17 protein-coding genes are annotated in these 23,794 nt (G+C 41.2%); 7 read left to right on the forward strand and 10 right to left on the reverse strand.

The genetic code is table 11. From position 1 onward, the window contains the following. The first annotated feature begins 81 nt into the window (after window positions 1-81). The 4 genes from H3V11_RS07205 to H3V11_RS07220 all read left to right on the forward strand — a co-directional run bounded on the left by H3V11_RS07205 (window position 82) and on the right by H3V11_RS07220 (window position 3,515). Window positions 82-1,080 carry an ABC transporter substrate-binding protein gene (locus H3V11_RS07205; protein WP_084554282.1) on the forward strand — a complete coding sequence of 333 codons (999 nt, stop codon included), beginning with the start codon at window positions 82-84 and terminating at the stop codon, window positions 1,078-1,080. Window positions 1,081-1,183: 103 nt separating this feature from the next. After that, window positions 1,184-2,086 carry an ABC transporter permease gene (locus H3V11_RS07210; protein WP_037393450.1) on the forward strand — a complete coding sequence of 301 codons (903 nt, stop codon included), beginning with the start codon at window positions 1,184-1,186 and terminating at the stop codon, window positions 2,084-2,086. Continuing rightward, window positions 2,083-2,877, forward strand: a complete 795-nt coding sequence (locus H3V11_RS07215; protein ID WP_037393448.1) for an ABC transporter ATP-binding protein — start codon at window positions 2,083-2,085, stop codon at window positions 2,875-2,877. Before H3V11_RS07210 ends, H3V11_RS07215 begins: the two co-directional genes overlap by 4 nt. 65 nt (window positions 2,878-2,942) lie before the next feature. After that, on the forward strand, window positions 2,943-3,515 hold the full coding sequence (locus tag H3V11_RS07220; protein ID WP_110414189.1) for a pseudouridine synthase: 573 nt from the start codon (window positions 2,943-2,945) through the stop codon (window positions 3,513-3,515). A gap of 86 nt (window positions 3,516-3,601) precedes the next feature. Here H3V11_RS07220 and H3V11_RS07225 read toward each other — a convergent pair whose 3' ends face one another. From H3V11_RS07225 to H3V11_RS07240, 4 genes are all read right to left on the reverse strand, one after another. Next, a complete protein-coding gene (locus tag H3V11_RS07225; RefSeq protein WP_025330632.1) occupies window positions 3,602-4,444 on the reverse strand; it encodes a MetQ/NlpA family ABC transporter substrate-binding protein in 843 nt (280 codons plus the stop codon). A 159-nt stretch (window positions 4,445-4,603) separates the two neighbouring features. Beyond that, window positions 4,604-7,432, reverse strand: a complete 2,829-nt coding sequence (gene uvrA, locus H3V11_RS07230) for an excinuclease ABC subunit UvrA (protein WP_198224028.1) — start codon at window positions 7,430-7,432, stop codon at window positions 4,604-4,606. A gap of 123 nt (window positions 7,433-7,555) precedes the next feature. Continuing rightward, the gene (locus H3V11_RS07235; protein WP_232335783.1) at window positions 7,556-8,884 is read right to left on the reverse strand and encodes an MFS transporter; all 1,329 of its coding nucleotides are present in this window, start codon (window positions 8,882-8,884) and stop codon (window positions 7,556-7,558) included. Window positions 8,885-8,913: 29 nt separating this feature from the next. Further along, window positions 8,914-9,240, reverse strand: a complete 327-nt coding sequence (locus H3V11_RS07240; RefSeq protein ID WP_078475545.1) for a hypothetical protein — start codon at window positions 9,238-9,240, stop codon at window positions 8,914-8,916. 257 nt (window positions 9,241-9,497) lie between these two features. On the opposite strand from H3V11_RS07240, the gene H3V11_RS07245 reads away from it, so the two are divergent. Next, window positions 9,498-10,361 (forward strand): DMT family transporter, encoded by an 864-nt coding sequence (locus H3V11_RS07245; protein WP_037393439.1) that lies wholly within the window; start codon window positions 9,498-9,500, stop codon window positions 10,359-10,361. Window positions 10,362-10,439: 78 nt separating this feature from the next. Here the strand turns inward: H3V11_RS07245 and H3V11_RS07250 are convergent, their stop codons facing one another. Then, window positions 10,440-12,395 (reverse strand): LysM peptidoglycan-binding domain-containing protein, encoded by a 1,956-nt coding sequence (locus H3V11_RS07250; protein ID WP_198224030.1) that lies wholly within the window; start codon window positions 12,393-12,395, stop codon window positions 10,440-10,442. 159 nt (window positions 12,396-12,554) lie between these two features. On the opposite strand from H3V11_RS07250, the gene H3V11_RS07255 reads away from it, so the two are divergent. Continuing rightward, window positions 12,555-13,253 carry a class I SAM-dependent methyltransferase gene (locus tag H3V11_RS07255; protein ID WP_198224032.1) on the forward strand — a complete coding sequence of 233 codons (699 nt, stop codon included), beginning with the start codon at window positions 12,555-12,557 and terminating at the stop codon, window positions 13,251-13,253. 69 nt (window positions 13,254-13,322) lie between these two features. On the opposite strand, the gene H3V11_RS07260 is transcribed toward H3V11_RS07255, so the two are convergent. The 4 genes from H3V11_RS07260 to H3V11_RS07275 form a co-directional block, all read right to left on the reverse strand. Then, a complete protein-coding gene (locus tag H3V11_RS07260; protein ID WP_198224034.1) occupies window positions 13,323-14,711 on the reverse strand; it encodes an aspartate aminotransferase family protein in 1,389 nt (462 codons plus the stop codon). Window positions 14,712-14,798: 87 nt separating this feature from the next. Continuing rightward, on the reverse strand, window positions 14,799-16,133 hold the full coding sequence (locus H3V11_RS07265) for a glutamine synthetase family protein (RefSeq protein WP_198224036.1): 1,335 nt from the start codon (window positions 16,131-16,133) through the stop codon (window positions 14,799-14,801). Between the two features lie 8 nt (window positions 16,134-16,141). Beyond that, a complete protein-coding gene (locus tag H3V11_RS07270; RefSeq protein WP_198224039.1) occupies window positions 16,142-16,912 on the reverse strand; it encodes a gamma-glutamyl-gamma-aminobutyrate hydrolase family protein in 771 nt (256 codons plus the stop codon). 674 nt (window positions 16,913-17,586) lie between these two features. Beyond that, the gene (locus H3V11_RS07275) at window positions 17,587-18,408 is read right to left on the reverse strand and encodes a pyruvate, water dikinase regulatory protein (protein WP_025330642.1); all 822 of its coding nucleotides are present in this window, start codon (window positions 18,406-18,408) and stop codon (window positions 17,587-17,589) included. Between the two features lie 419 nt (window positions 18,409-18,827). On the opposite strand from H3V11_RS07275, the gene ppsA reads away from it, so the two are divergent. Next, entirely contained in the window at window positions 18,828-21,215 is a 2,388-nt protein-coding gene (gene ppsA / locus H3V11_RS07280) for a phosphoenolpyruvate synthase (protein ID WP_078475550.1), read from the forward strand. Window positions 21,216-22,118: 903 nt separating this feature from the next. Here the strand turns inward: ppsA and H3V11_RS07285 are convergent. Then, on the reverse strand, window positions 22,119-23,681 hold the full coding sequence (locus H3V11_RS07285; protein WP_198224041.1) for a S41 family peptidase: 1,563 nt from the start codon (window positions 23,679-23,681) through the stop codon (window positions 22,119-22,121). Window positions 23,682-23,794: the final 113 nt, after the last annotated feature.

Here is a 23,794-nt window from a genome sequence, read left to right on the forward strand (position 1 = left end):
CATCATCTGCTTACTGGTGCAGGTGTAAGCAATTTTATTGCTAAATTGCTTCCGGATTAACCCTGTGCTGAGGAACCCAATATGCTCAGAGCAAAAAAAAACTTATTTATTCTGGGTTTAACTGCTGCCTGTTTGCTTTCTGCCTGTTCGCAATCCGAACAGGGAAATAAAACCAGCGATACCAATACGAAAAAAGTAGCCATTACGGCAATTGTTGAACATCCTGCTTTGGATGCTGTACGTCAGGGTGTGATTGATGAGTTGCGTGCTGAAGGCTATGAACAGGGTAAAAATCTTCAGCTGGATTTTCAAAGTGCACAAGGGAATACTGCTACTGCCGGTCAGATTGCTAAAAAATTTGCCGGCAATAATCCGGATGTAATTGTCACAATCGGCACGCCAAGCGCGCAGTCTATGGTTGCAGCAACGCGCAAAATTCCGATAGTGTTTGCAGCAGTAACCGATCCGGTTGCAGCCAAACTGGTAACAAGCTGGGAACCCAGCAAAACTAATGTTACCGGTGTGTCTGATGAGCTGCCTTTACAGCCACAGATTGATTTAATGAAACAAGTGGTACCTAACCTGAAAACAGTGGGTTATGTATATAGCCCGGGGGAAATCAATTCAACTGTTGTGCTCGGACAATTACAGTCTTTACTGGCTAAGGACGGTATTACTGTGGCAGCAGCTCCGGCACAGCGTACAACTGATGTACCTATGGCTACTAAAAGCTTGCAGGGTAAGGCAGATCTGATTTATACCTCTCTGGACAATAATGTGGTTTCTGCTTATGAATCCATGTACAAAGTTGCCAAAGATATGAAAATGCCCTTGGTGGCTTCAGATACCGGCTCAGTAAAACGCGGTGCGGCCGTAGCACTGGGGGTTAATTATCATGAGCTTGGTACAGCTACTGGTAAAATTGTAGGCCGGATTCTCAAAGGAGAGCAGGCTGGTAACATTGCTCCGCAGCGTATGACCGCAGATCAGCTTGATTTGATGGTAAGTAAATCTCATGCTGCCGAACAAGGTATTACATTTTCGGAGCAATTACTCAAACAGGCTAAATTAGTCGATTAGGATTATAGAAAGCCTCTGGGACGGATACCGTAACATCGGCAAGCTGATTCAGGCTTTGCCGATGTTGTTTTTATTTTCAACCACAATTTATTAATTGGTTAATATGTCTTCTATAGCTTTATTTGGCGCTTTAGAAAGCGGACTGATATATGCTCTCGTTGCTCTGGGTGTACTGATTTCATTCCGTATTCTGGATTTTCCTGATTTAACTGCCGACGGCAGTTTTCCGCTCGGCGGTGCTGTATTTGCCATTTGTGTTACCCATGGTATTAATCCGTGGCTGGCTACTGCACTTGGCGGAGTTGCCGGTGCATGTGCCGGTTTGGTAACAGCATGGCTGCATGTTTCTTTAAAAATCATGCAGCTGTTGGCCAGTATTCTGGTTATGGTTGCTTTGTATTCGGTTAACCTGCGTATTATGGGTGCACCTAATTTGCCTTTACTGGATCAGCCCAGTGTATTTACGCCGTTTTTTAATGCAGACGGAAGCAACCAGTATTGGGTGCAGCCGCTGGTAATTTTTGGTTTTGTGCTGGTTGCCAAATTTTTTCTGGACTGGTTTTTTGCTACAGAAATTGGCTTATCAATGCGAGCTACCGGCGTAAATGCACGAATGGCTCGTGCTCAGGGTGTGAATACCTCACGTATTTTGCTGTTAGGCATGGCGATATCAAACGCATTTATTGCCTTGGCCGGTGCACTATTTGTGCAGACTCAGGGCGGTGCAGATATATCAATCGGTATTGGCACGATTGTCGTCGGGCTGGCCGCGGTGATTATTGGCGAAACTTTGATTCCGGGAAAACGGTTTATCATCATTACACTGGCTGTTATAGTGGGGGCAGTACTTTACCGTGCATTTATTGCGCTGGCGCTGGGCAGTGATACATTGCAGCATATAGGCTTTGGACCGCAGGATTTAAATCTGGTTACAGCAATTTTAGTTGTACTTGCGCTGCGTTTGCCGGCAATCAAAGGTTACTTTAAAAGGAAATTCAAAGCATGATGCGCGCAGATAATTTACGCCTCACATTCAATGCGGGAACACCAATTGAAAATCCTGCTTTGCGAGGCATGAGTTTAAGTATTGCGGATGGTGAATTTGTTACCGTTATCGGCAGTAATGGTGCCGGTAAATCTACTTTTCTTAATGCCATCAGCGGTGACACCATGGTGGATTCCGGTACGATTACCATCAACAGTAAAGATGTTACCAGTGAACCTGCTTATAAACGTGCACCATTAGTAGCACGTGTTTTCCAGGACCCTCTTGCCGGTACCTGTGAAGCCTTAACCATTGAAGAAAATATGGCTCTGGCACTGCGACGTGGCAGCAGCCGTGGTTTGCGTCCGGCTATTAAACGTCAGTATCGTGAACTGTTCCGTGAAAAACTGGCAATGCTTAACCTGGGGCTGGAGAACCGATTGAGCGACAGAATTGGTTTGCTTTCCGGTGGGCAGCGACAGGCTGTCAGTTTGTTGATGGCATCGTTGCAAAGTTCAAAAATTTTATTGCTTGATGAGCATACTGCTGCACTGGATCCCAAAACAGCCGCTTTTGTACTCGAGCTGACAGACCGTATTGTGCGTGAAAATAAATTAACTGCAATGATGGTAACACATTCGATGCAGCAGGCTCTGGATCACGGATCACGTACTGTTATGCTGCATCAGGGGCGTGTGGTACTGGATGTGGCTGGTGACAAACGTGCCGGTATGAGTGTGGCGGATCTATTAAAGATGTTCGAACATACTCAGGGCGAAAAAGTATCTGATGATGCTTTATTGCTGAGCTAAACCTCTGTGTTTATAAAACAGGCTGTCAGCATTCCTGACAGCCTGATTTTCTGATTGGAAGCATAATGTCTGTACCTGAACTGATTGTACTGAATAAACCCTATGGTGTGATTTGTCAGTTTAGTGCTCATGAGAAACATCCTACCCTGAAGCAATATGTATCATTACCGGCTGTTTATCCGGCAGGCCGGCTGGATACGGATAGTGAAGGATTACTTTTATTAACTGCCAACGGACGTTTACAGGCAAAAATTGCTCATCCTAAGTATAAACTGATAAAAACATACTGGGCACAGGTGGAAGGTAAACCGGATAATGAACGCATACAACAATTGGCTGACGGGGTAAATCTGGGCGACTTTATTACACAGCCGGCTCAAGTTCAATTGGTTAGTGCTGCTGATAGTGCCCGTTTATGGCCACGAGTACCGCCAATTCGAGAACGCAAAACAGTAACTGATTTCTGGCTGCAAATTCGAATCAGTGAAGGTAAAAACAGGCAGGTACGACGCATGTGTGCAAAAGTCGGCTGGCCTTGTTTACGTTTAGTGCGAGTAGGAATAGGGCAGCTAGATGTTTTTTCCCTTAAGTTACCTTTGGGAAAGTGGCAGGCTGTGAATCCAAAAGATTTATTATAAATATTTTTTGTATTGCCATACATTAAAAATAACCCTTATGTTATGGACATAAGGGTTATGTGTATTTCCTAAAATGAAATAATTAATCAGAATGCAGGGATGATGGCACCCTGATATTTTTCTTCAATAAATTTTTTCACTTCAGGTGAAGTCATGGCCTGTTTCAGTTTTTGGATTGCATCACGGTTTTCATCCCCCGTGCGGACAACCAGAATATTTGCATAAGGTGAATCTTTTGATTCAATAAATAAAGCATCTTTGGTTGGTACCAGTTTAGCTTCCATAGCAAAATTGGTATTAATTACAGACAGAGTAGCATCATTTAAAGTACGCGGTAACTGAGGCGCATCCATCGGTGTAATTTTGAGATGTTTCGGATTATCAACAATATCACGTACAGTAGCACTGATACCCGCATCTGCTTTTAATTTGATTAAACCGGCTTTTTGCAGCAATAACAAAGCTCGTCCACCATTGGTAGCATCATTTGGAATAGTAACCAGCCCGTCATCAGGTGTTTCACTGAGTGCTTTTACTTTTTTAGAGTAAATACCCATCGGTTCTACATGAATATTGGCAATCGGTGTTAACCGCATTTTGTGTTTCTGGACAAAATCTTCCAGATAAGGTTTGTGCTGAGAAAAGTTAGCGTCTACATCTTTCTCATTCAGGGCGATATTCGGACGTACATAGTCGGTCATCTGAATGATTTGTAAATCAATTCCTTCTTTTTCCAGTAATGGTTTAGCTACCTGGAGAATTTCTGCATGAGGAACAGGTGAAGCAGCAACTTTCAGTATTGTTTTATCTGTTGTTGCAGGAGTACTGCCAGAACTGGCGGCCGGTACGGATTCAGTTTTCTGAGTACATGCTGTCAGTACCGTACTGATTGCTGCCACTGACAATAATGCAAATAACAATTTTTTCATATTTAACCTTGAGTAAGATACGCAATAAAAATATACAGCTGAACATTAACACAAAATGCATGTTACTTGTATTTTTTACATGCATGCTTACTTTGGTTAATAGTTTTTTAACTGATAATTAAACTGTGCGGCCGATAACAGCTCCACAGTTTAATTTATTCATTTGCCAAGCATTGGCTTAAGGTATTTTCCGGTATAGCTTTTAGGATTGGCTGCAACTTCTTCTGGAGTTCCTTCTGCAATAATCGTACCGCCCCCATCACCACCTTCCGGACCCAGATCAACAATATAATCAGCAGTTTTAATCACATCCAGATTATGTTCGATAATAACAATACTATTACCTTTCCCTTTCAGGCGATGAATAACGTCCAGTAACAGAGCTATATCGGCAAAGTGTAAGCCGGTGGTTGGTTCATCAAGTATATAAAGTGTCCGCCCGGTATCGCGTTTGGAGAGTTCCAGCGCCAGTTTTACCCGTTGAGCTTCACCGCCGGAAAGTGTAGTGGCAGACTGTCCTAATCGTACATAACCCAGTCCTACGTCCAGCAATGTCTGCAATTTTCGCTTAACTGTCGGTACAGCATCGAAAAATGTGCAGGCTTCTTCCACGGTCATTTCCAGAATTTCACTGATATTTTTGCCTTTGTATTGTATTTCCAGTGTTTCACGATTATAGCGTTTTCCATGGCAAACCTCGCAGGGTACATAAATGTCGGGAAGAAAATGCATTTCTACTTTAATAACACCATCACCCTGACAGGCTTCACAGCGTCCGCCTTTTACATTAAACGAGAATCGGCCAACTGTATATCCGCGTTCGCGAGACAGTGGTACCCCGGCAAACAGTTCGCGGATAGGTGTAAACAGGCCGGTATATGTGGCAGGATTGGAACGCGGAGTCCTTCCTATGGGAGACTGATCAACATTAATGACTTTATCCAGATGCTCCAGTCCTTTGATATCTTCATAAGGAGCTGGCTCTTCACTGGTGCGATTTAATTCACGTGCTGTAATTTTTGCCAGTGTGTCGTTAATCAGAGTAGATTTGCCGCTGCCTGAAACACCAGTAATACAGGTAATCAGGCCGAGAGGCAAGGTAAGGGTTACATTTTTAAGATTATTGCCACTGGCACCGCTTAATATCAGTAAGCGCTCTTTATCAACCGGACTGCGCTGTTCCGGCATGCTAATGGCTTTTTTCCCGCTCAGATATTGTCCTGTTATGGATTCTTTGCAAGCTGCCACCTTTTCAGGTGAAGCTGCGATAATAACCTGTCCGCCATGCTCACCGGCACCGGGTCCCATATCGACAACAAAATCGGCGGCACGGATAGCATCTTCATCATGCTCAACGACAATTACGCTGTTACCCAGATCGCGCAGATGTTTCAGTGTATCGAGCAGGCGGTCATTATCGCGCTGGTGCAGGCCGATAGACGGTTCATCCAGTACATACATGACACCTGTCAGGCCGGAACCAATCTGGCTGGCCAGCCGGATACGCTGAGCTTCACCACCAGATAAGGTTTCAGCACTGCGTGCCAGACTCAGGTAATTCAGGCCGACATTAATCAGAAAACCAAGGCGCTCATTAATTTCTTTAAGAATTTTTTCAGCAATCTGTTTTTTATTACCTTCCAGATTCAGATTCTGGAAAAAATTCAGTGTCGCTGTTAACGGCCATGCATTGACATCCGGTAATGATTTTCCGCCTATATAGACATATCGTGCTTCTGTTCGCAAGCGGGCACCGCCGCAGGACGGGCAGGCTCGATGACTTTGATACTGGGCTAATTCTTCGCGTACAGTAGCGGAATCTGTTTCTCGGTAGCGCCGTTCCAGATTAGGCAGAATACCTTCAAACGGATGACTGCGGGTAAATTTTGTACCCCGTTCAGACAGATAGGTAAATCCAATCTGCTCTTTACCGGAACCATAAAGAATAATATTCCGGATTTCTTCCTTTAATTCATTAAATGGCGTATTAACGTCAAATTTAAAATGCTGTCCGAGTGACTGAATCATCTGGAAATAGAAAGTATTACGTTTATCCCAGCCCTTGATAGCTCCTGCGGCCAGCGATAAATCCGGATGCATTACTACTCGTTCAGGATCAAAATAATCCATGCTGCCAAGTCCGTCACAACTGGGACAGGCTCCGACAGGGTTGTTAAAGCTGAAAAGACGTGGTTCGAGTTCCTGCAGACTATACGAACATACCGGACAGGCAAAGCGTGCTGAAAACCAGTGTTCTTTACCACTATCCATTTCGATAGCCAGAGCACGCTCATTACCCAGACGCAGTGCAGTTTCAAAACTTTCAGCCAAACGCTGTTTGATATCCGCGCGTACTTTTACCCGGTCAATAACCACGTCTATATCATGCTTGATGTTTTTTTGCAGTTTTGGTACTTCTTCAATCGCATATACCTCACCATCAACGCGAACCCGTGCAAAACCCTGTACTTGTAAATCAGCAAAGTATTCAAGAAATTCACCTTTGCGACCGCGCACTGCTGGAGCCAGAATCATTACCCGGCTTTCTTCTGGCAGGTTCAGTATATGGTCAACCATCTGGGAAACAGTCTGACTGGATAAAGGCAGGTTATGTTCAGGACAATAAGGTGTACCGACACGTGCATACAATAAGCGCAAATAGTCATGAATTTCAGTGACTGTTCCTACGGTAGAGCGCGGATTATGACTGGTTGCTTTTTGCTCAATGGAAATAGCTGGTGACAAACCTTCAATTAAATCAACATCCGGTTTTTCCATCATTTGCAAAAACTGGCGAGCATAAGCCGACAGACTTTCTACGTAGCGTCGTTGTCCTTCTGCATACAAAGTATCAAAAGCCAGCGAGGATTTACCACTACCAGACAAACCGGTAATGACAACCAGTTGATGACGGGGAATATCCAGATCTATATTTTTAAGATTGTGTGTGCGTGCACCGCGAATATGAATCGTATCGTTATCTGACATAATGCCTTGCCCAAACTAGCTGGATAAAAGAGGATACCGGCTTTAATTAAATTGCTGTTTATTAAAACCATCCGATATTATACCTATTTCAAAACGCTAATTTAAAGCTATCAGGTAAACGTTTTAATGTTTTCGTAAAATAAATTCCTTAAAATCAATACGTAACTCTTGATTTCGCCATAAGTAAATTAAAACGGGCACATTTCCCAGCGCCACAATCATGTATAAGGCATTAATACTGTTAAACAGCCAGATCAGTACAGCGCTTAATATGGCTGCACAAACCATAAACAGGCCGTTGATAATATTATTGGCAGCAATTGCATGTGAACGGAACTGATCGCTGCTGGCTGTTTGCAGCCATGTGTATAACGGCAATGAAAAAAAGCCGCCGAAAAAACCAATACCGATTATGCAAATGATTATTGCCATGCTGTCCGGCCGGCCGATAAATGTACCGATACCGGCAACTGGCAGATTAGGTTGTGACGGTGTGAACCATACCAGCAGCAGACCGAATATACTCAGGCCGATTGTCCCGATCACAACCAGACTAAGATGTAACTGATGGCGGCTAATCCGTGCACAAACAATAGAACCCGTACCTATGCCAAGGGAGAAGAGTGTTAGCATTAAATTAAATACAGCTTCGTTTCCACCAAGATTCAAACGGGTAAAAGTAGGGAGCTGGGTTATATATACAGAACCAATCAGCCAGAACCAGGAAATACCGATAATGGCAATCCAGAGATTTTTTTGCAGATAAGTTTGCCGAAGTAGCTGTTTTGTACTCCGCATGATGTTTGAATCAATATATTGCTGTGGAATTTGTGCGGGTACCCTTGGCATAAATATACTGGCAATCTGACCCAGAATAGCGACGAACAGCAGGATACCAAACAGCCATGCTGTATTGGTGCCAGCCAGAATAGTACCTAAAATCTGCCCGAATAATATTGATAGAAAAGTACCGCTTTCGATCAGGCTATTACCGTTGAGTAGTTCATATTTAGGGAGATATTCTGGTAATACCGCATATTTCAACGGACCGAACAAAGTAGAATGTGTGCCCATCAGAAACAGGCATAACATCAATATTGTGACAGACTGCATCCAAAAGCCGACACCTGCTATCAGCATAATGCAGATTTCCGCAGTTTTTATCCAGCGCGCCAGAATGGCTTTATCCATTTTATTAGATAATTCACCAGATAATGCAGAGAAAAGAAAAAAGGGCAGAATATACAGCAGGGCACCAGCATTCAGCATCTGGCTTGCTGGTAACCATGAATTAGCGCCAAGCCCATAAAAGCTGATTAAAACGAATAATGAGGTTTTAAACAGATTATCATTAAACGCACCAAAAAACTGAGTACCAAACAGCGGTAGAAATCGTCTGGTACAGGCGAAAGCAAACTGGGTGCCGGATGGAAGCATATCAGGTGTAGACATAAATAACCTTACCAATACATATGTTGTGGTTACAGGGTGCCGGTGAGGTCATTCAGTATAAAATGCTGACCACATAAGATGAGATATTGTTGCTGTAAACGCCCTATAATATTGTTTTCAGCATCACAAAGCTGAACATAATCGGCTTTGCGAAACCAACGAAGACTGTCTTGCTCTGATAATTGCTGCAATATCTGCCATTGTGCCGGACAAGCTTGCTGGTCTGTTTCATCAGCCTGTGCTTTAACAGCATAATAGCCAGTAGCTCCATCAGTATAAGCTGAATTATCTTCATCCATAAGTACCAGAAAACCAAGATGGCAGTTATCCGGACTGTTAATACTAAAATAAAACATAGTCAAAAATTTCTTTTAATTCAGAGAAGAGCTTAGCCAAATTATTTATTCTGCTGGGAGGATTCTAGCAGTTTATAAATGTTTGTGTATGCTAATATGCATGCTTTTGTGTACAGAAAAGCGTACTGGCTTTGAAACGTATTGCAAATAGACATGATATTTGGTTAACACACTGATAAATATTTGTTCAGATTGATTGAATCATGTATTTAAAACGGGTCAGTGCGCAGAATTTTTAGTTTGTTTAGTTTGAAATTATGCTTTATCTCTTAATTGCTTCATTTATGTGGGGTAGCTCGTTTATTGCTACAAAAATGGCTTATGACATGCTGGATCCGTCACTTGTGGTACTCGGCAGGCTGATATTGGCAGCAGTAGTTACCTTACCCATCACGTGGAGCTATTTTAAAAACCATAATGTTATTTCCAAAGTACAACTGATCAAAATTATCGGACTAGGATTGCTGACATATCCTGTAACTTATCTGTTACAGGTTACAGGTTTGAAACTTATTCCTGCGGTCAATGCGGTCACCATTATTGGTATGGAACCAATTATTATAGTACTGGTGGGTCTGATTTTTTTTCGCGAAAAAACACCATTGCTGGTATTTATACTGGGCATTGTGGCTTTTATAGGGGTGCTGCTGGTAGTAGGTAAACCAGAAAAAGCCAGTGGTAATACTGCTTTGTTGGGAGTCTCGCTGGTATTTACTTCAACTATTGTCATGGCTTTCTGGATACGTTTGTCACAAAAGTTACTACGCGAAATAGATGTTAAGATATATACAGCCTTAACGTTGCAAACAGGTACTGTATTTGGTTTGCCGTTTATGCTGTTTCTAGTTGAAAGCTGGGATATTCATTATTCTTTTCAAGGTATTGGTGCTATAGCTTATCTGGGTATCGGATGCAGTCTGGTGGCTGCATGGTGCTGGAATAAAGGGTTGGAAAATGTTTCTGCTAGTGTGAGCGGGATATTTCTGGCTATGGAACCGGTTTTCGGAGTAATAACGGCCATTCTGTTATTGAATGAAACGGTAAATATACAGGCTTTTGCCGGTATTGTTATGGTTATCGGAGCGGCAACTACCTGTATATTTATTCCAAAAAAGAATTAAATTTATATAGCTAAAAATAAAAGGTTAGTGAATGCACACTAACCTTTTTTAAATTAATTGCAATGACATGCTGTAAAATTACAGATTGGTCAGCTTAATTTTCTGACCGGGACGTAATACTTGTTTCCCATGTACTTTTTGCAATTTACTTACAGGAATATTCAGGCGCTGAGCTATGCTGCTAAGTGTATCGCCTTTTTTTACCGTGTATGAAACAGGGACTACGCCGGATTTAGAGTCTTTACCTTTACGTACAGCAGCCAGCATCCGTTTATTATCCTGATTCGGGCTAATTTTCAGTACCTGACCAACCTGCAGATTATGACCGCGCAGATTATTGGCAGTAACCAGATCAGCTACATTGATATTATAGCGCTGGGCAATTGAATACAATGTATCACCCTTATTCACTTTATGAGCAATATTACTGCGTTTGTCCGCAACGTTGATGATATTGCGTAAAGAGCGTTCATTACGGTTTTCTGCCAGACGAGCAGCAGTCTGAGCTTCTTCACGTTCAGCCTGTGCCAGTGCTTTTTGAACAGAAGCCGCAGCAGCTGCCTGTAATTGCGCATCCTGTGCAACCTGCATCAGTGCATCCTTATTGGTTGCAACAGGAGCAGGCAATTCAGCCGGGGTTGCTGCGTTTTCAGCAACGGTTATGGTTTGGGTTTGTACTGTTGTATTGAACGGTGACGGCTGGTCAGTATTCAGTACAGTGGATGTTGTGGTTGTAACTGTTTCAGTAAGAGCTGGTACAGATGCATTGCCGGTATCAGTAACTTTATCAGTCTGAGCAACAGTAGTTGCTGCCGGATGAGTCACAAATGTGCCCGGAGGTAATACTGGTTTTGCCATAGCAATATTCAGTAATGGATCAGTATCACTATTGATGAAAGAATCCATAAGCTGAGTGTTCAAACTATTTTTACTGATAAGCAGGCTGCGACCGGCTGGTACAGTATTGCTGGACAAATTATTCAGCCGCTTGATTTCTGCACTGCTCATTCCAGTTTGTGCAGCTAAATCAGCCACATTGGTGGTTGAATATGCTTTAAAGATATTCCATGAAAGCAGAGTATTTTTATCTGCGTTGCGGTAATTGCGTTCAAAAGTATTTACTGCGGTAATCGGCAGCAGCATTTTACGATTTTCTTTAGGAATAAAAACCGGACTCTTGAAACTTGGATTAAGGGTTAGAAACTCTGAAGTCGAAATATTCGCCAGTCGGGCAGCTGCATCAATATCAATTGGCTGATCAATGCTGATTGCTTCAAAGTAAGGACGGTTTGGTACAGAAACCAGATTAACACCAAAGGCCTGCGGATTTTCGATAATATTCCGCACTGCCAGCAATTTCGGCACATAATTGCGGGTTTCATTTGGCATGCGCAGATTTTCATATGTTGGATCTATCCCGGCCAGCTGGGCTCGTTTAATGGCCTTACCAACATTACCTTCTCCCCAGTTATAGGCTGCCAGAGCCAGTGACCAGTCACCAAACAGGCTATAAAGATATTGCAGATAAGTTAAAGCAGCATCGGTCGCTGCATATACATCGTGACGACCATCATAGAGATTAGTCTGTTCCAGTCCGTACTGTCGTCCGCTACTGGGCATAAACTGCCAAAGGCCGGAAGCTCCTACCCGCGACTGAGCCTTGCTGACGAAAGCACTTTCAATAAACGGCAGTAAAGCCACTTCAGCTGGCATCTGGCGTTTTTCTGCTTCATTTACGATGTGATATAAATAAGGCTGGCTGCGCACAACCGTACGGTTAAAGTAATCGCTGTGGCTTGAATAATACTGCTCCTGCCGGCGAATAATTTCAGGATTAACCTCTGTCATACGGAAATCCTGACGCATGCGTCCCCAGATATCATGATTAGAATACGTTTTTCCTTTCAGGGTAGCCGCATTCAGATTCATTATTGATAAGCCAATGCCATTACTGGTGTAAGATTGGGCAAATGATAATGAGGGAGCAAGTATCAGGCCAGTAAGTGCCAGTACCTTATGCTTCAATTTAGCCATTCGTTTAACCGTAAAATTTGTGCAAAATCCTATTAATATTAAAGAGGAAATTCTTAACGGTCAAGGATAAATCCCTATTTTTACAGTAATGATGTAAATGCAATAAAATGATTCAATGGTCTGCAGCTTAGATTTAATATGGTACATAATGGTGTTTAAATGAATACTCAGCAATTGGAAAACTGGCTGGCCGAACATAAATTTGGTCTCTATTTAAGCCGGCTGGAGCAGCAGTTTATCCTGCATAAATTAACAGGGTTGCGTTTTGGCACCATATTACAATGCGGTATATCACAATGGCAGTTCCGGCATGTGTTTGCAGCTGAGTCCCAGTATATTGTACAAAGTAATACAGCCGATTGTGGTACGGCAGTTATTGCTGAATGTAAGGCCTTACCCTGGGCTCAGCAAAGTATAGATACCATTATCTGGCCTCATGGTCTGGATACTTTATCCGATTATGAAGTTTCTATAACTGAAATAGCTCGTGTTCTGGTGCCCGGCGGGCATCTTGTACTGACCGGCTTAAATATTCATGGATATTGGCGCCTGTTTTATCAGAGCAGTCTGAAAGGCCATTCTGCTTTAAAGTTACTGTCTGCCCGTACGGCTGTTGATAAGATGCAACGCTTTGGTCTGTTTCTGGAAGAAGGCCAGTTTATGGGTTATGGTATTCCGGCCTGTTACGGTGATAATCACAAGGCTATAGAATATATGGGTAATCGCTGGTGGCCGCATCTGGCAGCTATTTACGGGCTGGTACTGGTCAAGCGAACTGTACCGCTTACTTTAACTGCGCAGAATGCAAATATTTTACTGAATCCGGCACCATCAGTTGCTTTGAAAAGCATAGAATAAGAGCGATAAATTCACTCTCTAAAATACACAAAAACCTGAGCAATCACCCAGGTTTTTGTTTAATCAGTTTCAGGCAGCCTTATCTGTATTACAGTCCAGCTTTTTGTCCATAAGTTCCTCAAATTCACGCATACACACACTGGCAATTGCCAGCATATTATCAATTTCCTTTTTGGAAATAATTAGCGGAGGAGCCGCTACGATATGGTCACCACAGGCACGGAAAATCAGATTGTTCTTAAAAAAGATATCCCGGCAAATCAAACCTGTAGTGCCGAAATCATCAAAGAACTCGCGAGTATCACGGTTTTTTACCAGTGTAAAACCACACATCAATCCTTCACTGCGAATATCAGCAACATATTTAAACTGACTGAATGTTTCCTGCCAGCGCTTACGCATATAAGGACCTGTTTTGGTACGTACCTTTTCAATCAGATTCTTTTTATCAATTATATTCAGGTTCGCACAGGCAACTGCGGCTGAAACCGGATGCCCGCTGTAAGTAAAGCCATGATTAAACTCACCCCCGGCCAGCAAACCTTCTGTTACTTTGTCATTGACCAGAACTGCCCCGATCGGTAAATAGCCGGAGGACAGTCCTTTAGCTGTCGTAAAAATATCTGGCGTGAAACCAAAAGTTTCGAATCCAAACCATTTGCCAGTGCGCCCATAGCCGCAAATTACTTCATCAGCTACCAGTAGTACGTCATATCTTTTACAGATAGCTTCAATTCGCGGCCAGTAACTTGCAGGAGGAATGATCACTCCGCCAGCTCCCTGAATCGGTTCTGCAACAAAAGCTGCAATTTTATCCGCACCCAGTGACAGAATTTTTTCTTCAAGCCAGTTAGCAGCTCGAATACCGAATTCTTCTTCACTTTCACCAGTTTTGGCTAAGCCGTAATACCACGGTTGTTCAATATGAACTATATTGGCAATCGGTAAATCACCTTGCTCATGCATGCCTTTCATACCACCCAGACTTGCTCCGCCTAAGGTAGAGCCGTGATAGCCGTTCCAGCGACCAATGATCACTTTTTTAGAAGGCTTGCCGACAGATGCCCAGTAATGGCGCACCATACGTATCATGGTATCAACCGATTCAGAACCGGAGTTGGTATAAAACACATGATTAAATCCCTCCGGTGTGATTTCAACCAGTTTTTCCGATAATTTAATGATTGCAGGATGGGTTGTTTTGAAGAAAGTATTGTAAAACGGCAGCACTTGCATTTGTTTCTCGGCAATTTTAGCCAGTTTTTTTTCTCCGTATCCAATATTGACACACCACAACCCGGCCATACCGTCAATGATTTCATTGCCGTCACTATCATATACATAAATGCCTTTTGCTTTAACCATCATGCGTACACCGTGTTTTTTAAGCTCAGCATTATCGGAAAATGGATGTAAATGATGTTTTACAGCCAGTCTCACATCGGTTTTATTACTCATAAAAACTCCTTTGTTTTAAAATGTTATAAGCAATCATTCAATGTACAAGTACAAGAATAACAGTTGAAATATGCTATTGAGATGGTTTCAGACATGCAATAACAGATATTTGCGCTCCCAAGGGCTGATAACACGAAAATATTCTGAAACTTCCTGCTCTTTTACGGCAATGTACATCTCAACAAAGCGCTGACCCAGTATTTCATGAATTGGTTCACACTGGCGTAAACGTTCTATTGATTCTTCCAGTGTAGTAGGGAACTGATAAGGTAATGAATACGCATTACTGCTCAGCGGAGCACGCGGTTGTAGCTGTTCTTTAATTCCCAGATAACCACAAGCCAGTGAGCAGGCAATCCCCAGATAAGGATTCACATCTACTCCGGCCAGCCGGTTTTCAATCCGTCTTCCTTTGGCTTTAGCACGCGGGACACGTAAACCTACAGTGCGATTGTCATAACCCCATTCAACATTAGTGGGTGCAGCTGTAAACCGGGTCAGCCGGCGGAAAGAATTAACATACGGAGCAAAAAAGGGCATGGTTTGCGGCAGGTATTTTTGCAGGCCGCCAATAAAATGAAAAAATAGTTCTGAAGGAGTGCCATCATCACTGCTGAATGCATTATTACCATTCTCTACGTTGTTCAAACTCTGATGGATATGCATGGCACTGCCCGGTTCTCCTTCCATAGGCTTAGCCATAAAAGTGGCATACATTTTATGATGAAAGGCAGATTCACGTACTGTGCGTTTGAATAAAAATACCTGATCGGCTAAATCCAGAGCATTACCATGCAGGAAATTGATTTCCATCTGTGCTGCACCAATTTCATGAATCAGCGTATCAACTTCAAGGTTTTGTTCATGGCAGTAGTCGTAAATTTCTTCAAACAGAGGGTCAAATTCATTTACTGCATCTACAGCATAAGACCGTCGTCCGAATTCACTGCGTCCGGTACGGCCGATCGGAGGTTGCAGGGGGACATCCGGATCGGGGTTGGGTGAAATCAGATAGAATTCCATTTCCGGAGCAACGATGGGTTCCAGCCCCATATTTTCATACAATTTTAATATGCGTTTGAGTACATTGCGCGGCGCAGTTTCAACCGGTAAACCGTCAGGAGAGAAGCAATCAAATATTAGTGATGCTGTCGGATCCTGAGCCCAGGGAACAAAGCGCAGAGTAGTCTGGTCTGGCTTTAACTCCATATCCGCATCTGTTTCATCCAGAAGGCTGGATTGTGGATATTCTCCGGTTACTGTTTGCAATAATACTGCCTCGGGTAGTCGCATATCCGGTTCAGATATAAATTTATCTTTCGGAATAATTTTACCGCGAGCCACACCTGTAATGTCCGGTAAGATACATTCTACTTCAGTGATACCATGTTCTTTAAGCCAGTTAAATATGTCATCATACATAAGTCACCTTAAAATGATTCCTTTTGCCTGTGCAATTTATATTGCATACATGCTTCACGAAAAGCTTTAAAAATAGCGATAGAAAGCGGCTTACTCCCATATTGCCATTCGGGATGCCACTGCACTGCATAGCCAAATATTGACGCTGCATCAATCCTGAATGCTTCAATAAGACCATCTGGAGCAGTTGCTTCTATGCTAAGCCCTGGTGCTAACGTTTTTACTCCTTGCTGATGTAAAGAATTGACCTGATACTGTTTGTGGTCTGTTGCCAGCCACAGCATCAATAAACTGTCTGTTTTCAGATTAACCGCATGCGCATCGCCATATTGAATTTCAATTGGCTGATTATCGGGTTCACGATGATCCAGATAACCGGGTATTTCCTGTATATGCTGGTGAAGGTCACCACCAAGTGCTACATTGATTTCCTGCAAACCGCGGCAAACACCCAGAAGTGGTATACCACTATCAATAATATATTTAATTAGCGGTAAAACAGTATGGTCACGGGCAGCATCCTGTAACATTCCCTCTCGTGCCGATATTTCACTATACCATTTCGGGTCTATATTTGAATAAGAACCGGGTAAAAAAACACCATCAACCAATTTGAGTAGGCGAGTTAAAACTTCCTGATCAGACAGTACCGGAAGTAAAATAACATCACCGACACTGTCCTGAACCGCATGAATGTATTTTTCACCGACAGCGTGAAAATTCCACTTACCTATCTGCTTTACATCACATGGTATACCTATGATTGGACGCGGCTGCATAAAATTGTCTCAAAGGATTAATAGTTAAAACAATTTTGATTTTTATGATTCATAATCCCATGAGAAAAACAAAATGGCAAGAAAACTTAACTTAAATTGATAATAATTCGATTTATTAGTAACAAAAGATATTAATCTAAACACATAATAAAAATAAATTTTTAGAATTAAATTAAAAATATCATTATTATATTGAGGCCAAGATTATTCGTTGTTTTTGCTGGCGTGAAAATTTACTGACTAAGTAATAATTACAGATGTTAACGATTATGTTAAATGAATATTAATTATAGAATGTAATTAAGAAATACAAATAAGCATGCTTTATTGATTACGTCATTAAAGCAAGAGAATAATAATCTAAAGTATATCATTGCAACACTATTATCCATGTGTCTGACCACAGGATAATAGTCTCAGCACTTCCGGATGTTATCTGAATAGTTGGACATATTTTAATTTGGAAATTTAGATATAGTACAGTTACCTTGGATAGTATATAAAAAATATGCCATGTGTTTAGATAATAATATTCACGCGTTCAAAGATTGATTTAATATTAAAGCTGCTTAATTTATTCGTCTATTACTGATACAAGATAAATACAAATCATGATTGCAAGTTAAAATAAAGGCCCTGAATTTATTCAGGGCAAAACTTTATAACGAAACAACCTAAAACCGCCGTTGTAATTTTGCCGCTAAAATAATACTTGCAGCCAGTTCTTCAATAGATTTATGAGTTGTATTGGTATATGGAATATTAAAACGGCGGAACATATCTTCGGCGGTTAAAATCTCACGTCGGCAATTATCACGACTGGCATAACGGGAATCAGGACGACGCTCCGAACGAATATGGTGCAGACGGTCTGCATCTATGGTTAGCCCATATAATTTTTGCCGGAATGGTTGCAGCATTCTAGGTAATTCACTGCTTTCCAGATCTTCTGGAATAAGAGGATAATTTGCAGCACGAATTCCATACTGTAATGCCAGATAAAGACAAGTAGGCGTTTTACCGCTGCGAGAAACGCCCATCAGAATCACATCAGCTTTTTTCAATTCGCGATCAGTAATTCCATCATCATGATTAAGAGTAAAATTGATTGCTTCCATTCTCTTATCATAGCGTTCAGTATCGTGCATTCCATGGGTTCTGCCAATGGAATGATTTGCTTCTGTGGCAAGTTCATCTTCCAGCTCACCAATAAATGCATCATAAAAACTCATATGCAGCCCTGCACTGGTTTTAATCAGTTTACGGACATTTTCATCAACGATGCTAGAAAAAACCAGCGGACGCGCTTCACAGTGGTTTGCTGCATTATTAATTAAAGCAACAATCTCACGAGCTTTTGTTTCTGTATCTACAAATGGATAAGTAGCACGCTTGAATTCTATATTGTCAAACTGGTTCAATAAAGCAAGACCCATACTTTCGGCGGTGATACCCGTTCGGTCAGAAACAAAAAAGACTTGGCGTACTGGTTTCATAATCAATCTACATAATTCAGAGTTAAAAAGGAATGTGACTTTATGAATTATCCATTGTAAATGAAGTTTCTTCCAGTTCCTGCGTAAAATATTGGTTTTTTTCAACATTGATACTAAAAAAATAAAAATAGACTGAATATATAAAATTTAAGCAATAAAATTAATGTTTTATTGAATAAAAAAGATAATTTTAGATTAAAATTGCTAAAAAAATGTATAAATTGATATTTTAATCTAAATAATTGAAAATGTAATTAAAATACTTAAGGTATCAAGGATTTGTATTTGAATAGTGTTTGATTAGGGATAAATTATCCTCAATTATGGGCGGATAAATAGCCAAAAATACATGACATTTTGTACCTGACTAGTTAGAATAGGTCGTCTTCAACTTTCCCACTCCTCACTGGATAACCATCATGGCCGGTAATAACGTAATCTGGTTTGAAAATCTGCGCATGACTGATGTTGAAAGCGTCGGCGGCAAAAATGCATCTCTTGGCGAGATGATTTCACAGCTCACCGAAAAAGGTGTGCGTGTACCCGGTGGTTTTGCTACCACTGCCGAAGCCTATCGCAATTTTCTTGCTTACGAAGGTTTGAGTGAACGTATCAATAACGAGCTAAAGGCACTGGATGTAGATAATGTTGCCGAACTGGCCCGGGTAGGTAAACAGATCCGTCAATGGATCATGGACACCCCATTTCCGCCTGAACTGGAAGCAGATTTACAGGCAGCATGGGAAAAAATGGTAGCTGATGCCGGTACTGACCAGATTTGCGTGGCTGTACGCTCTTCTGCGACTGCCGAAGATTTACCTGATGCCTCTTTTGCCGGTCAGCAGGAAACATTTCTGAATATAAGCGGTTATGATAATGTTAAAGAAGCTATGCATCATGTATTTGCTTCTTTGTATAACGATCGCGCCATTTCCTACCGTGTGCACAAGAATTTTGCTCATGATGTAGTGGCTCTGTCTGCCGGTGTTCAGCGGATGGTGCGTTCTGATAAAGGCGCCTCCGGGGTGATGTTCACCATGGATACAGAGTCTGGTTTTGATCAGGTTGTATTCATTACATCATCCTATGGTCTGGGTGAGACTGTTGTACAGGGTGCAGTAAATCCGGATGAATTCTATGTACATAAACCAACTCTGCGTGCCGGTCGTCCTGCGATTCTGCGTAAAACCATGGGTTCTAAACTGATTAAAATGGTTTTCACTGATGCGGCTCAGGCAGGTAAATCTGTACAGACAGTAGATGTTGATGTTGCTGACCGCAAAAAATTCTCAATCAGTGCCGAAGAAATTACTGAGCTGGCTCAGTATGCACTGACTATTGAAGAACATTATGGCCGTCCGATGGATATTGAATGGGGTCGTGATGGTATTGATGGCAAACTGTATATCTTGCAGGCTCGTCCTGAAACTGTGAAATCACAGGAAAATAACAGCCGTGTACTGCGTCGCTATCAGATTAATGACAAATCTGCCATTCTGGTAGAGGGTCGCGCCATCGGTCAGAAAGTCGGTCAAGGTAAAGTGCGTCTGGTCAAATCTGTTGATGAAATGGATAAAGTGTTGCCAGGTGACGTACTGGTTACTGATATGACCGATCCGGACTGGGAACCGGTTATGAAACGTGCCTCTGCAATTATTACCAATCGTGGCGGACGTACTTGTCACGCAGCCATTATTGCGCGTGAACTGGGTATTCCGGCAGTGGTTGGCTGTGGTAATGCAACTTCTGCTTTGCAGGATGGTCAGGAAGTAACGGTGTCCTGTGCCGAAGGGGATACGGGCTATGTATATGAGGGTTTACTGAAAGTTGATGTCAATGAAATACCTTTAGATAATATGCCTGAATCACCAGCCAAAATCATGATGAATGTAGGTAATCCTGAGCTGGCATTCAGCTTCTCTGGTTTACCGGGCTATGGTATTGGTCTGGCACGAATGGAATTTATTATTAACCGCCAGATTGGTATTCATCCTCGTGCTTTGCTGGAATTTGATCAGCAGGATGAACAGATGAAAGCCACCATTACTGACAGAATTTCCGGCTATTCATCTCCGGTAGACTTTTATATTGATAAAATTGCTGAAGGTGTGGCAACACTGGCAGCTTCTGTGTATCCGAAAAAAGTAATTGTGCGTATGTCTGACTTTAAGTCAAATGAATATGCCAATCTTTTAGGTGGTAATAAATACGAGCCTCATGAAGAAAATCCGATGCTGGGTTTCCGCGGTGCAGCCCGTTATGTTTCTGATGATTTCAAAGATTGCTTTGCGCTTGAGTGTAAAGCACTGAAATATGTGCGTGATGAAATGGGATTAACTAATGTTGAAATCATGATTCCATTTGTACGTACATTGAAAGAGGCTGAAAATGTCGTACGCGCATTGAAAGACAATGGACTGGAACGTGGTAAAAATGGTCTGCGCCTGATTATGATGTGTGAACTGCCAACCAATGCAGTACTGGCCGAACAGTTCCTGAAATACTTTGATGGATTCTCTATTGGTTCAAATGATATGACTCAGTTAACGCTGGGTGTGGATCGCGATAGTGGTGGTCCGATCGCAGGTACTTTTGATGAACGTGACCCGGCTGTTAAAGTGATGTTCAGTCTGGCAATTCAGGCTTGCCGTAAATTAAACAAATATATTGGTATTTGCGGACAAGGGCCGTCTGACCATGCTGATTTCGCTAAATGGTTGATTGAGGAGGGAATTGAGACTATCTCTCTGAATCCGGATACCGTAATTGAAACTTGGTTATATCTGGCTAAAGAACTGAAAAAATAAGTTTTCCGGTTCGTAAAATAAAGGCTGCTAATTTTATTAGCAGCCTTTATTTTTTGATTAATAAATATAGAAATTACATATATAAATGATTTATTTAAAGATTTTTAGTTTTGCTTAATTAAATTTTTATATTATGTAAAATAAATACGATAAGTAAGTATTAGAGAATGATAATAAAGTGCCAATAAATCATAAAATCGTTTTCATAGCGGGTTATATCTTCTGCGTCTACAGATTGAGCTAATTGTTTGTTATTCGTCATTAGCTGTAATCCTTTTTGCAAATAAATGACTGTCAACTAACTTTGAAACATCGGTATTATTGAATGGATGACCAGCAAAATAAAAAATTGTTTAATATTTTCAAACTAAATAAATCAAGTTTTATTTTGTTCTAATTAAAAGTTTTTATTTAAATCATAGTACATGATTCAATTAAGTTAAATACTAAATAAATTTTGTTGGAGCTCAATTCTTACTAAATAAAAAGTATAAAAGAGGTGGGCCATTTGCTATTTTTAGGCCAATCATTATTGGAAACTTCCCAACCTAAAAGTATTAAGGTATTAACTAAAACTTTTATTTAATAGTTTGTGGTAAGTTAATTGTTTATATTCATTCAATTTTATATGTTGTTATTGAGCCTGTTATGCAAACATTATTTTTGGGTAAGTTGGATTTTTTAATTATTTTAATATTTTATAAGTTCTTTTTATTTAAAAGTGTAAAGATATGGATTTGAATTCATTATCAGGTACTTTCAAGTATTATTAATGCATATATGGTTTTAGTTCTTTTCCTCTGCAATTGGGTTTTGGTTTATCTATATGATTTTAAAAATAAATTAAATACATTTAATAAAAAACAGATAGCTTAAAGCTATCTGTTTTTTAAAGATAAAGTTTTATTTTTTATCTTTTTTGTCGTTGGTTTTAACTGGTTTTTTAGCGGCCAGTCCCAATGACTGATTCCATTTTACCGGGTCTTTTACCAGATCCAGAGCAGATTTTAACTGAGCATCTTTTGCTGGGTTAGGTTCACGTCTTGCCAGCCAGTCTTCTTCATCCTTTTTCTTGCTATCTTTTTTATCAGCAGTAGTTGTACCTTTATTGGTTTGATTTTCGTCTTTATCAGTTTTAACTTCCTTGGTACTGTTTTTATCCGAATCTTCGTTAAGCTGATTTACAGGTTCACTGGCAAAAGCCGGAGAAGTGGTTTTTTTCTGACTGCCTTCTAATCCTCCTTTTACCTCCTTACCACCTAACGGGTTACTCAGATGTCCGCCAAGATCAGCTTCGCGGCTTTCAAATTTTCGGTTTTTATCTTTTACTTCAACATCAGGAACGATACCCTGTGCCTGTATTGATCGGTCATTAGGAGTGTAATACAGCGCAGTTGTCAGTTTAACCGCACCACCATTTGATAGAGGAATTACTGTTTGTACCGAACCTTTGCCAAAGCTTTGTGTACCTACAATTACAGCACGTTTATAGTCTTGAAGCGCACCGGAGACAATTTCAGAAGCAGAAGCGGTACCTGAATTTACTAAAACTGTAATCGGTATGGTTTTAATTTCTTCAGGCATATTTACCAGCGGATCATTGCCTTTAACTACATAATCTTTAGGAATAGCTTTTAATACCATACCTTCTTTTTTATCACGGTTTTTCGTGCTGACAACTTTTACGCCCGGTTTCAGGAATACTGCGGATACACCAACAGCACTGTTTAACAGACCACCCGGATCATCGCGTAAGTCGAGTACCAGACCTTTCAAAGGCTGTTTGTTCTGTTTTTCCAAATCTTTAATAGCATCAGCTAGCAGACTTACAGTATGTTCCTGAAACTGAGTAATGCGCACGTAACCGTAATCAGGTTCCAGAAGTTTGTAACGTACACTTTTAACTTTAATAATTGCTCTTGTCAGATGTAATACAATTGGCTGTGCTTCATCTTTACGAGCTAAAGTCAGAGTTATACTGGTTCCCGGTTTACCGCGCATTCTTTTTACAGCTTCGGTAGTGGTCATGTTGCGAGTTGATTCGCTGTCAATTTTAACGATGTAGTCACCGCTTTTGATGCCGGCACGATCAGCAGGCGTGTCTTCTATAGGTGCCACAATTTTTATCAGCCCGTCTTCAGAGCTGATTTCCATACCGAGGCCGCCAAATTCACCTGTAGTGCTTTCCTGTAAATCTGAGTAATCTTTAACAGTCAGATATTCAGAATGCGGGTCAAGATTATTGACCATCCCTTTCATGGCACCTTCAAGAATAGTATCGTCAGTTTTATTCTCAACATAATTGGCTTTAATTTGTCCATAAACTTCCGCCATGGTATGCAGAGATTGTACCGGTAAAGCCTCGGATTTCTCATTGGCATAACTCTGTATGCTTAAAGTGAGAATGACACCGCTGAAAGCACCCAGTGTATATAAAGCAGCTTTTTTTAATCTAGATTTAGCCATTATTACTATTGTTCTTTCTTATAACGACATTAATTCAGGATATCAATAACCTGTTTATAGCAGGTTATGATGAAAATTCAAAATCGGTCAGAGTGTACACTATAAAATTATTG

Origin of the sequence: Snodgrassella sp. W8158 (assembly GCF_016100435.1) — a bacterium.
In the GTDB taxonomy this organism is placed as follows: domain Bacteria; phylum Pseudomonadota; class Gammaproteobacteria; order Burkholderiales; family Neisseriaceae; genus Snodgrassella; species Snodgrassella alvi.

What these genes read in the sequence shown, in the direction of transcription:
- H3V11_RS07205 (WP_084554282.1), top strand. Translation starts at nt 82, where the DNA reads ATGCTCAGAGCAAAAAAAAACTTATTTATTCTGGGTTTAACTGCTGCC.
- H3V11_RS07210 (WP_037393450.1), top strand. Translation starts at nt 1,184, where the DNA reads ATGTCTTCTATAGCTTTATTTGGCGCTTTAGAAAGCGGACTGATATAT.
- H3V11_RS07215 (WP_037393448.1), top strand. Translation starts at nt 2,083, where the DNA reads ATGATGCGCGCAGATAATTTACGCCTCACATTCAATGCGGGAACACCA.
- H3V11_RS07220 (WP_110414189.1), top strand. Translation starts at nt 2,943, where the DNA reads ATGTCTGTACCTGAACTGATTGTACTGAATAAACCCTATGGTGTGATT.
- H3V11_RS07225 (WP_025330632.1), bottom strand. Translation starts at nt 4,444, where the DNA reads ATGAAAAAATTGTTATTTGCATTATTGTCAGTGGCAGCAATCAGTACG.
- uvrA (WP_198224028.1), bottom strand. Translation starts at nt 7,432, where the DNA reads ATGTCAGATAACGATACGATTCATATTCGCGGTGCACGCACACACAAT.
- H3V11_RS07235 (WP_232335783.1), bottom strand. Translation starts at nt 8,884, where the DNA reads ATGTCTACACCTGATATGCTTCCATCCGGCACCCAGTTTGCTTTCGCC.
- H3V11_RS07240 (WP_078475545.1), bottom strand. Translation starts at nt 9,240, where the DNA reads ATGTTTTATTTTAGTATTAACAGTCCGGATAACTGCCATCTTGGTTTT.
- H3V11_RS07245 (WP_037393439.1), top strand. Translation starts at nt 9,498, where the DNA reads ATGCTTTATCTCTTAATTGCTTCATTTATGTGGGGTAGCTCGTTTATT.
- H3V11_RS07250 (WP_198224030.1), bottom strand. Translation starts at nt 12,395, where the DNA reads ATGGCTAAATTGAAGCATAAGGTACTGGCACTTACTGGCCTGATACTT.
- H3V11_RS07255 (WP_198224032.1), top strand. Translation starts at nt 12,555, where the DNA reads ATGAATACTCAGCAATTGGAAAACTGGCTGGCCGAACATAAATTTGGT.
- H3V11_RS07260 (WP_198224034.1), bottom strand. Translation starts at nt 14,711, where the DNA reads ATGAGTAATAAAACCGATGTGAGACTGGCTGTAAAACATCATTTACAT.
- H3V11_RS07265 (WP_198224036.1), bottom strand. Translation starts at nt 16,133, where the DNA reads ATGTATGATGACATATTTAACTGGCTTAAAGAACATGGTATCACTGAA.
- H3V11_RS07270 (WP_198224039.1), bottom strand. Translation starts at nt 16,912, where the DNA reads ATGCAGCCGCGTCCAATCATAGGTATACCATGTGATGTAAAGCAGATA.
- H3V11_RS07275 (WP_025330642.1), bottom strand. Translation starts at nt 18,408, where the DNA reads ATGAAACCAGTACGCCAAGTCTTTTTTGTTTCTGACCGAACGGGTATC.
- ppsA (WP_078475550.1), top strand. Translation starts at nt 18,828, where the DNA reads ATGGCCGGTAATAACGTAATCTGGTTTGAAAATCTGCGCATGACTGAT.
- H3V11_RS07285 (WP_198224041.1), bottom strand. Translation starts at nt 23,681, where the DNA reads ATGGCTAAATCTAGATTAAAAAAAGCTGCTTTATATACACTGGGTGCT.